Source organism: Candidatus Methylomirabilota bacterium, assembly GCA_027293415.1.
Classification (GTDB): domain Bacteria; phylum Methylomirabilota; class Methylomirabilia; order Methylomirabilales; family CSP1-5; genus CSP1-5.
The window spans coordinates 1-7,592 of sequence record JAPUFX010000167.1 but is presented as its reverse complement, the minus strand read 5'-3'; the positions used below and the strand labels follow the sequence as shown (position 1 = coordinate 7,592).

Sequence of the window (7,592 nt, the reverse complement as noted above, 5' to 3'; positions counted from 1 at the left end):
GCCTGATAACTCGGGACACCAGGTCAAAGATGGAACACGATCGCGCCGCGCAGCGCTCTGGCGACGGCTTGCCCTCTGGGGCTGCATCCTTTTCGTCTTGTCCGCAGCGGTTTTTCTCGAGGCTGCCCAAGGAGAGCAGGTGCAGGCACGGAGTCGCGTCGAGTTGGTGGGAAACGTTGTCCTGCCTCAGGCAACGAGGTTTGGGCTCATTCGCGACCCGAAATCAGCGCACCTGGGCCTCTACAAGGATGGCGAGGCCATTTTTGCGGGGGAGCAGCCCTTACCGGTGGGCAAGGTCGTGGCGGTGCACGATCGCGCCCTCGTAATCACCCTGGCGAGCGGGCAAGCCGTTGAAATACCTCAGGGGGCGAGGCTGCCAGGCCCACACGGTCTGGTTTTCGTTCGAAGCGTCTTGATCGATACGTTGCGCTTTCAGATTCGGGTGGCGGCAGCGGGCACCCTCGACAGAAACTATTCTGTCGTCGACATCCTGGGCCGGCGTGCAATCCTTCAGCGGGACGCAATCCCGGGCGAAAGCCGGACGGCTACCCTCGCAGAGATGGTGAATACCATTCCATTTGTCGAGGTAGCGCCGGACACCTGGGAAGTGCCTGGGCAGAGCGTCAAGCAGCTCGGCAATCACGTGGCACCGCTTCTCACCGAAACCCTCCGCTCGGCGAGCCCAACCGTTACCATGAAGGATGGCGTCGGTCTGAAGTTACACAACTCGCTGGGATCGGGCACCCTGGACCGCCGAGGCTTCAAGATCGGATACGCAAAGATGGCTCAGCGGACGGGCCTTGAGGTAGGCGACGTGATCATTTCTGTAAACGAGCAACCAGTCAACTCGGCAGGCGGCCTATTTAGAATCTATCGGACACTCAAGTCTGACTCCACCGTCTCCGAGGTCAAAGTGGTTATCGAACGCAACAACACGTTGCGAACCTTGACGTACCGCATTCGCTAGCCCCCATCTCTGAGCTTAAAAAATCCTCAACGACAAGGGATTCCATCGAAGTCTTCCGCCAGAGAGCTTTTCGGTTGACAGGGATGAGTCGAAAACGCTACTTTGCACTGCTACGTGAAGGGGATTCCTCACCGAATGAGGCCGCACATCGGTCAGACCTTGAGATGGGCGACCGTTCGTCCCTGTAGACGAACATCCAGGTAGCACGGAAGAAGGCCTGGCCAAGATCTCTTGGACGCCCAAGTCTGACTCCCCCGTTCCTAGCTCTTACATCTTAAATAAAGTTCATTGCCCCGGGCTTTAGGATCAGCATAAAGCCCGGATGATCGTTACCCGTTTGTCCACCGCTACCTCAGGCGTATCACTCCGGAACCCGTGACCGGGAAGGCCAAACGGATACTGAGAGTTCGTCGTTTCCAAGACCGTCGAGGTCGCCGGGATCTGGGAATTTCACAACCCCGTCGAATTACCTTGTTCCTGGCACTCCCGCTGGCACTCGAGCTGGCTTCACAGGCACAGGCGCAGGTGGCGTTTGAGGTGCCAACCACTTCTCCTTTTCAGGCCGCGATCGGCCCCAAATCCGTCGCCATCGGCGACCTTAATGGGGATGGGAAGTTCGACCTCATCACCGCGAACGGGACCTCCAACAACGTCTCGGTCTTTCTTAATGTGCTCAATATGGGCTTGCCCCCCGTCGGAGGAGGGGGTGGCAGTGGAGTTGGAGTCGAAGATGACAACTGCTTCATCGCCACAGCGGCCTATGGCTCACCCCTGGCCCCCCAGGTGCAGCTCCTCCGGGAGCTTAGGGACCGATACCTACTTCCGTTTGCAACGGGGCGAGCATTTGTTAAGCTCTACTACGCGCTGAGTCCCCCGCTGGCGGAGCTGATTGCTGGCTCGAAAATCCTTCGCACCATCGTTCGGGCGGGGCTCGTTCCGATCATCGGGTGGGCGGCCCTGGTCCTTTGGTCTCCCAGTCTGGGCCTGGGAATCCCAATAGTGGCCCTAGGCCTCGGGCTCTGGCTGGCCCGGAGGAAGTGGGTCGTGTACAGGAGGGCACGCACATGATTCGCACGGTCGAGATCACGGTTCCGACGAAAGGCCACTGCGATGTTCACGATCTGACCGCTTTCATGAGCGAGGCGATCCAAAAGAGCGGCCTCCGTGAAGGGCAAGTGTTGGTCTTCGTCCCAGGCTCAACCGCGGGAGTCACCACGGTGGAGTTCGAGCCGGGCGTGGTTCGGGACCTCCGTGAGTTCTTCGACGCAATCATCCCGGAGCGCCGGAATTATCACCATCACGCCACCTGGGGCGATGACAACGGCGCCAGCCACCTCCGGGCCGCCCTCTTGAAGCCCGCACTTCCGATCCCCTTTCGGGACAGCAAACCACTACTCGGCACCTGGCAGCAACTCGTCCTCGTCGACTTTGACACGCGGCCCCGACGCAGGAGGGTGATCTTTCAGCTGACCGGCGAGTCCTAGACTCACCATCGGTCGCCCCTGGTCATTCCCAGCGGGCAACGCGGGGAGGAGCGAGGGGAGAATCAGGAGGGATAGAAGAAGGTGAGGAGGGATTCGCGGAGGACTTTAGCGGCCAAGGTGGACGTAATCCCGGCAGGATCGGAGGGGGGACAGACCTCGACCAGGTCCATGGCCACTACCTCGAGGTCGCCCATCTGCCTGAGCACCTGAAACAGCTCAGCACTGCTCCATCCCCCAGGTTCCGGGGTGCTTACTCCTGGCGCAAAGGCAGGGTCCACCACATCGATGTCAATCGTGAGATAGACCGGCTTGCCCGTGAGCATCTTCAGTACTTGGGTCACGTCCACAGGCGGACCCGGGAAAAGGTGGGTCCGACCGCGGGCAAAGGCCACCTCCTCGGCGGTGGCGGAACGGATTCCCATCTGCACTACACATCCTGACTCCAAGAGCTCCGCAACCCGCCGCATGACAGTGGCGTGGGTGAGTGGCTCGCCTTCACAGCTTTCCGCCAGGTCCGTGTGGGCATCCAATTGCAGGAGAACGAGATCTGGATGCTTCACGAGGGCAGCCTTGACCAAGGGAAGGGTGATCAGGTGTTCCCCACCCAGGGCAACAAAGGGCATGCCGTTCTCTAGGGCTGTTGCCGCCTCCTTTTCAATCCTCGCCAGATTTGCCTCAAGATTTTTCGGATGCAGTTCAAGGTCTCCGTGATCAATCACTTTGACGCGGCGAACATCTCTATCCAAGTCCAAGCTATAGTCTTCGAGCCCTTCCCCAGCTACTCGGATCTGCTGGGGGCCAAATCGGGTCCCACGGCGATAAGAGGATGTCAGATCTAAGGGGGCACCGAAGATGACGACCTCAGGGCTCTTTGGTCGCATCATTCCGTCGGAAGCAGATCACCCCGGATTTCACGGGGGAGGACAAAGGCAGCGCGGTGGACCTCGGGGGAGTAAAAGCGGGTCTTGAGTTTCTCCGCCCGGCCCTCATCGAACTTGATCGGATGATTCACCTTTGAGCCGAGCACAAAGCTCCACAGTCCACTGGGGTAGGTTGGAACCGCTGCAGTGTAGGGGAGGGCCACAGGGAAGAGGGAACGAACGATTCCGAGGACCTCCCGAATCAGTTCCCGATCGAGGTAGGGGGATTTGGATTGGGTAACGAAAACTCCTTCTGCGGTTAAGGCATCGTGCACCGCCTGGTAAAAGTCCTGCTGAAACAGCTTCACCGCCGGACCGACTGGGTCGGTCGAATCGACGATGATCACATCATACACCCCACGCATCGCCCGGACATGCTCTGCCCCGTCTGTGATCATGACTTCCACCCGGGGATCATCCAGGGCCTGGCTCAGAGTCGGCAGGAACCGGCGGGCGGCAGCCACCACCCGGTCGTCAACCTCTACGAGACGTACGTGTTTAAGGTCTGGATGTTTCAGAATCTCCCGGACCGTTCCGCCATCGCCGCCTCCGATGACCAGAACCTCCTGGGGCTTCGGATGGACGGTCATCGGGACATGAGTGATCATCTCATGATAGACGAACTCATCCGCTTCGGTGGTCTGGATCGCCCCATCGAGGACCAACATCCGCCCGTACTGGTAAGTGTCCAGAACGGCCAGATGCTGGAAGGAAGTTTGCTCTACCAAGAGGCTCTCCCGCACTCGAAGCGTAATCCCGAGGTGTTCGGTTTGCCTCTCTGTAAACCAGAATTCCATAGTTCTGTCCAATGTCCAGCCCTTCGGGCTTGTTCACAGTTCATAGTTCACCGTTCACAGACTCAGAGTCGGAATTCTACCGTGAACCGTGAACCGGAACTCTAGTACCAAAGGACAGCGGCGGCCACCACCGACCCGAGGGTTCTCACCTGATAGTCTACTCCCCGAGTCCTGACCTCGTGAAGCTTCATCTGACGCTGCTGGAACGCCTCCTCCAGCATCCTGGAAACCTCGGCCTCAGCCTGCTCGCGCCTGCCCGTGCCCGCAAATTCCATGATGACCCCGAAGCTGTCCCGCGAGAGGCCGACCCCGACCGCCGCCGCAATGTGCTCGCCGGGAACCTCCGAGGTCCAAGTGCAATAGGCTGTCGGCACAAGCGAGCCTGGAGCAATCTCGAGGGCCTCTACAAACTTGGCACCCGGAGGCAAAACGCTACTCACCTTCAACAGGTTCACGTTGCCGATCCCCGCGGCCAGTAGGGCATTATCAAAGGCATTCATCGGTGTGGGGCCGGCAGCCGCCCCAACCGCCAACGTGTAGCTCACCGGCGTGATCAGCATCGTTCCCTCCCCCGCCTCGACCGCAAGCCGCACGACAAATGGGGGATGTATAACAGGAATGGCCACGTCCCGCAAGCGGAATTTCCGGTAGCGCTTGCATCCAAGAGGCCCGGAAACGTACAATGGTGCGATTGTGATAAGATCGGAGGCACCGTGACCTTACACAGTGCGATCTGGGTCTGGGGTGGCACCGTAATGCTTGCCCTTTTCGCCCTGGCCTTTCTTTTCTTCATCCACGGCCAGGGGACGGTCGCCCTCGGCCTCTTTTTCGGGGCAAACGTGATCGGCATCCTCGTCTGGTTGCTCGCCACGAGTTTCCGTCGAGCTTATCCCCCCAAGGAAGAGAAAGAGGAAAGTGGCCCACCCCTTCTGGACCGGCTGAACAAAGAGGAGTAATCCTCGTCAGGGATATTGCACCACGACAACTGCCGTCCCTCCCTCCGGGACCGTCACAGACCTGGACATGGTTCCCAAGAGTTCATGCCAGACACGGAGGCGATAGGTCCCAGGAGTGACACCTGTCAGGGCGAAGCGACCCTGCGAGTCAGTCACAGCTGCAAACGAGTTGTCGGTGACGAAGATGAAGGCCCTCATCCAAACATGGCCCACATCACAGATAACTCGAAGAAGCCCTGGAGTGTCGAGCATGACCCGTACCTCTTCTCGAAAATTTGGAAGAGCTACGTGAAAGAGGGTTTCGTCTCGTTTACGGAGGGCATGAGCCGTATGGAGGACAGCGTCGCTGTTTCGGATCTCCAACAGAGCGCCGACGGGAGCAACCTGGACCCTTGGCATGAACCGGCAGTCCCGGTTATCCAGCACGGCGATCCCCGGCGTACGGACCCGATCTTTCTCCTGCACTCCCTCGATTTCCACCAACACATTAGCCACCCCCCTCTCCGGGGAAAGGAGAAGCCGCTCTAGCGGTCTCCACGCGCCACAGACCTCTCGGTTTTTCTGGACCGAAACCCATTGCTCATCCAGCGTTGGCCCCAGAAACTCTACCCGCCCCTTGACATCCTCTGCCCGAACCGGCTTGACCAAGGACAGGATGAAAAGCCCGAGGAGCCAGGCCTTCAATCCGAAGGGAACGGCGCCGAATCTCCCCATGCTTCCTCTCGACTTGTGCAGCCGGCCCTTCACGGTCGATCCCTCATTGATCGGTCCTCCCAAACTTCCCAGACAGGTCAGGCCGTTCCATCTCACGAAGGAGGCGATGTATCTCCTCTTCCGGCACTCGGAGGAACGATTCCACCCGAACCGCGCCGACCTCGCCCCGGCGCAGGAGATCCAGGAACTCCTCGAGGGGAATCCCGATTTCCGCGGCCAGGTCCTCCGGGCGATGGAAACACTGATCGAGCGTATGGGGAAGACCCGGACGCGTCGCACCCCGCCGCAGGAGGGTCAAGATCTCTTCCTCCCGAACGTGGCGCCGCCCATCTGGCATCGTCACCAGATGGAACAGGGCACTTTCCCGATGGAGCTGACTCAGGTACTCGACATCTAGCTGCAGACGCCTTGCTACCTCTTCGAGGGCAATGAACTGCGGCCCCTCTCTCGCAGTTTTGCCTGCCTCAATTTTTTTCTGAAGCCACTGCCGCAGGCGATCCCTCTCGCCGTTCATCGTCTCCCCTCACACGATTGACTTCCGCTCATCTTGACGAGCCATTATACTCCAAAGATCCAGCCCGAGAAACCATCCATGCGATGAGCCCTTCTCGTCACCCGCGACCGAGATCTCGAGATGCGGCCGAACGAATTCCAGAAGGAGGGAGCGATGTCAATTGCTGAAAACATCAAGACAGCAGAGGAGCATTTAGAGGCGGAAAGTAAAAGGGAGCTCGACCGGCTCCTCGGCACATTAGCCGAGGAGTGCGTCTATGAGGAGAACCTCCTGAAGCGGAGCGTGCGGGGTAAGGAGGAGGTTGCCCAGTACTATGAGGAGCTGTGGCAGGCGTTTCCGGACGTTACCTACGTTGTGACGAACCGGGTCGCCGACGAGGCGTGCGTCATCTATGAGATGAGGAAGGAGGTTAGACAATACAAGCAGTTAGCACACTTAGGGATGCAGGATAACGCAAAAGTGTGCAAATCGTGACGTGAATCCGCAACCCCCGCGCAACCAGGGGGGGAGTCCACCCCGACCCGACCTCAGTTGCGCGCGTGTATGGGTGGTGCCCGGAAATTTTTTCGCGCCGCATGAGGGCAGGCGTCCACAAAAAACACCACGAGCGCCGAGTTGCCCCGACGCCCGTGTGCGTTTAGACGGCAAGATCAGGCTTAAGGACAACCGCCGCTGCGGCGACCACCAACTCGCAGCTGCGATGCCTCCTAATCATAAGCCCTTTTATCTTGTTACTGGGAATTTCAACGAGGTGAGCCGGGGCGGCCGCCTAGCAGCCGCCCCGTACGGCTCCCCCAATGTGTTGTTACTTGGAAGGGATGAGCCTCCATATGTGCTGGATATGGACCTCACTCCCATTGTTGTAAAAACTCCGCTTAACGCCTGCCGGTACTACCCACTTGCTGCCCGGGCCATAGACCTGAGTTTTTCCGCCGCTCACGACCGTGAGCTCACCCTGGAGGGAACTTCAGAGGACCGTGGCCTCCGGGGCGAAGTTCTCCCTCTTGGCTCCAGGTTCCACCCTCAGTTCCACGAGTACTATTTTTTCTATCCCGGGCACATCGGAAGGAAACTCGGCCAGCACCTTGGAAGACCAACCCTTTCCCTTTGCGGCCGTGGCCGGTGTCGCTGCCGTAATCACCAGCCCCACAGCAAAGATCAGGGCTGCCAACAAGACCGATGGTTTGCCTTGCATCATTTTCACCTCCCTTCTTTTGAGATCTGCGATCTGATGAGCCAT

At 59.1% G+C, this 7,592-nt stretch carries 11 protein-coding genes; 5 read left to right on the top strand and 6 right to left on the bottom strand.

The window, feature by feature from the left end:
* From O6929_11725 to O6929_11715, 3 genes are all read left to right on the top strand, one after another.
* Window positions 1-967 (top strand): hypothetical protein (locus O6929_11725; GenBank protein MCZ6481056.1); only part of this gene is annotated, 967 nt, incomplete at its 5' end.
* A 471-nt stretch (window positions 968-1,438) separates the two neighbouring features.
* Entirely contained in the window at window positions 1,439-2,035 is a 597-nt protein-coding gene (locus tag O6929_11720) for an FG-GAP repeat protein (GenBank protein MCZ6481055.1), read from the top strand.
* Window positions 2,032-2,451: a secondary thiamine-phosphate synthase enzyme YjbQ gene (locus O6929_11715; GenBank protein MCZ6481054.1), complete on the top strand. Its 420-nt coding sequence runs from the start codon at window positions 2,032-2,034 to the stop codon at window positions 2,449-2,451. Before O6929_11720 ends, O6929_11715 begins: the two co-directional genes overlap by 4 nt.
* Before the next feature lie 62 nt (window positions 2,452-2,513).
* Here O6929_11715 and speB read toward each other — a convergent pair whose 3' ends face one another.
* From speB to O6929_11700, 3 genes are all read right to left on the bottom strand, one after another.
* Window positions 2,514-3,335 carry an agmatinase gene (gene speB, locus O6929_11710; protein ID MCZ6481053.1) on the bottom strand — a complete coding sequence of 274 codons (822 nt, stop codon included), beginning with the start codon at window positions 3,333-3,335 and terminating at the stop codon, window positions 2,514-2,516.
* Window positions 3,332-4,168, bottom strand: a complete 837-nt coding sequence (gene speE / locus O6929_11705) for a polyamine aminopropyltransferase (protein MCZ6481052.1) — start codon at window positions 4,166-4,168, stop codon at window positions 3,332-3,334. Before speE ends, speB begins: the two co-directional genes overlap by 4 nt.
* 101 nt (window positions 4,169-4,269) lie before the next feature.
* Complete coding sequence (locus O6929_11700; protein ID MCZ6481051.1) at window positions 4,270-4,728, bottom strand: arginine decarboxylase, pyruvoyl-dependent; 459 nt, start codon at window positions 4,726-4,728, stop codon at window positions 4,270-4,272.
* A gap of 153 nt (window positions 4,729-4,881) precedes the next feature.
* On the opposite strand from O6929_11700, the gene O6929_11695 reads away from it, so the two are divergent.
* Window positions 4,882-5,124 (top strand): hypothetical protein, encoded by a 243-nt coding sequence (locus tag O6929_11695; GenBank protein ID MCZ6481050.1) that lies wholly within the window; start codon window positions 4,882-4,884, stop codon window positions 5,122-5,124.
* Window positions 5,125-5,130: 6 nt separating this feature from the next.
* On the opposite strand, the gene O6929_11690 is transcribed toward O6929_11695, so the two are convergent.
* On the bottom strand, window positions 5,131-5,871 hold the full coding sequence (locus O6929_11690; protein ID MCZ6481049.1) for a hypothetical protein: 741 nt from the start codon (window positions 5,869-5,871) through the stop codon (window positions 5,131-5,133).
* Between the two features lie 10 nt (window positions 5,872-5,881).
* A complete protein-coding gene (locus O6929_11685) occupies window positions 5,882-6,352 on the bottom strand; it encodes a hypothetical protein (protein ID MCZ6481048.1) in 471 nt (156 codons plus the stop codon).
* Window positions 6,353-6,505: 153 nt separating this feature from the next.
* On the opposite strand from O6929_11685, the gene O6929_11680 reads away from it, so the two are divergent.
* Window positions 6,506-6,826: a nuclear transport factor 2 family protein gene (locus tag O6929_11680; protein ID MCZ6481047.1), complete on the top strand. Its 321-nt coding sequence runs from the start codon at window positions 6,506-6,508 to the stop codon at window positions 6,824-6,826.
* A gap of 493 nt (window positions 6,827-7,319) precedes the next feature.
* Here O6929_11680 and O6929_11675 read toward each other — a convergent pair.
* Window positions 7,320-7,592, bottom strand: a 273-nt coding sequence (locus tag O6929_11675) for a hypothetical protein (protein MCZ6481046.1), incomplete at its 5' end; no start/stop codon positions are given.

What these genes read in the sequence shown, in the direction of transcription:
- O6929_11685 (MCZ6481048.1), bottom strand. Translation starts at nt 6,352, where the DNA reads ATGAACGGCGAGAGGGATCGCCTGCGGCAGTGGCTTCAGAAAAAAATT.
- speB (MCZ6481053.1), bottom strand. Translation starts at nt 3,335, where the DNA reads ATGATGCGACCAAAGAGCCCTGAGGTCGTCATCTTCGGTGCCCCCTTA.
- speE (MCZ6481052.1), bottom strand. Translation starts at nt 4,168, where the DNA reads ATGGAATTCTGGTTTACAGAGAGGCAAACCGAACACCTCGGGATTACG.
- O6929_11700 (MCZ6481051.1), bottom strand. Translation starts at nt 4,728, where the DNA reads ATGCTGATCACGCCGGTGAGCTACACGTTGGCGGTTGGGGCGGCTGCC.
- O6929_11715 (MCZ6481054.1), top strand. Translation starts at nt 2,032, where the DNA reads ATGATTCGCACGGTCGAGATCACGGTTCCGACGAAAGGCCACTGCGAT.
- O6929_11680 (MCZ6481047.1), top strand. Translation starts at nt 6,506, where the DNA reads ATGTCAATTGCTGAAAACATCAAGACAGCAGAGGAGCATTTAGAGGCG.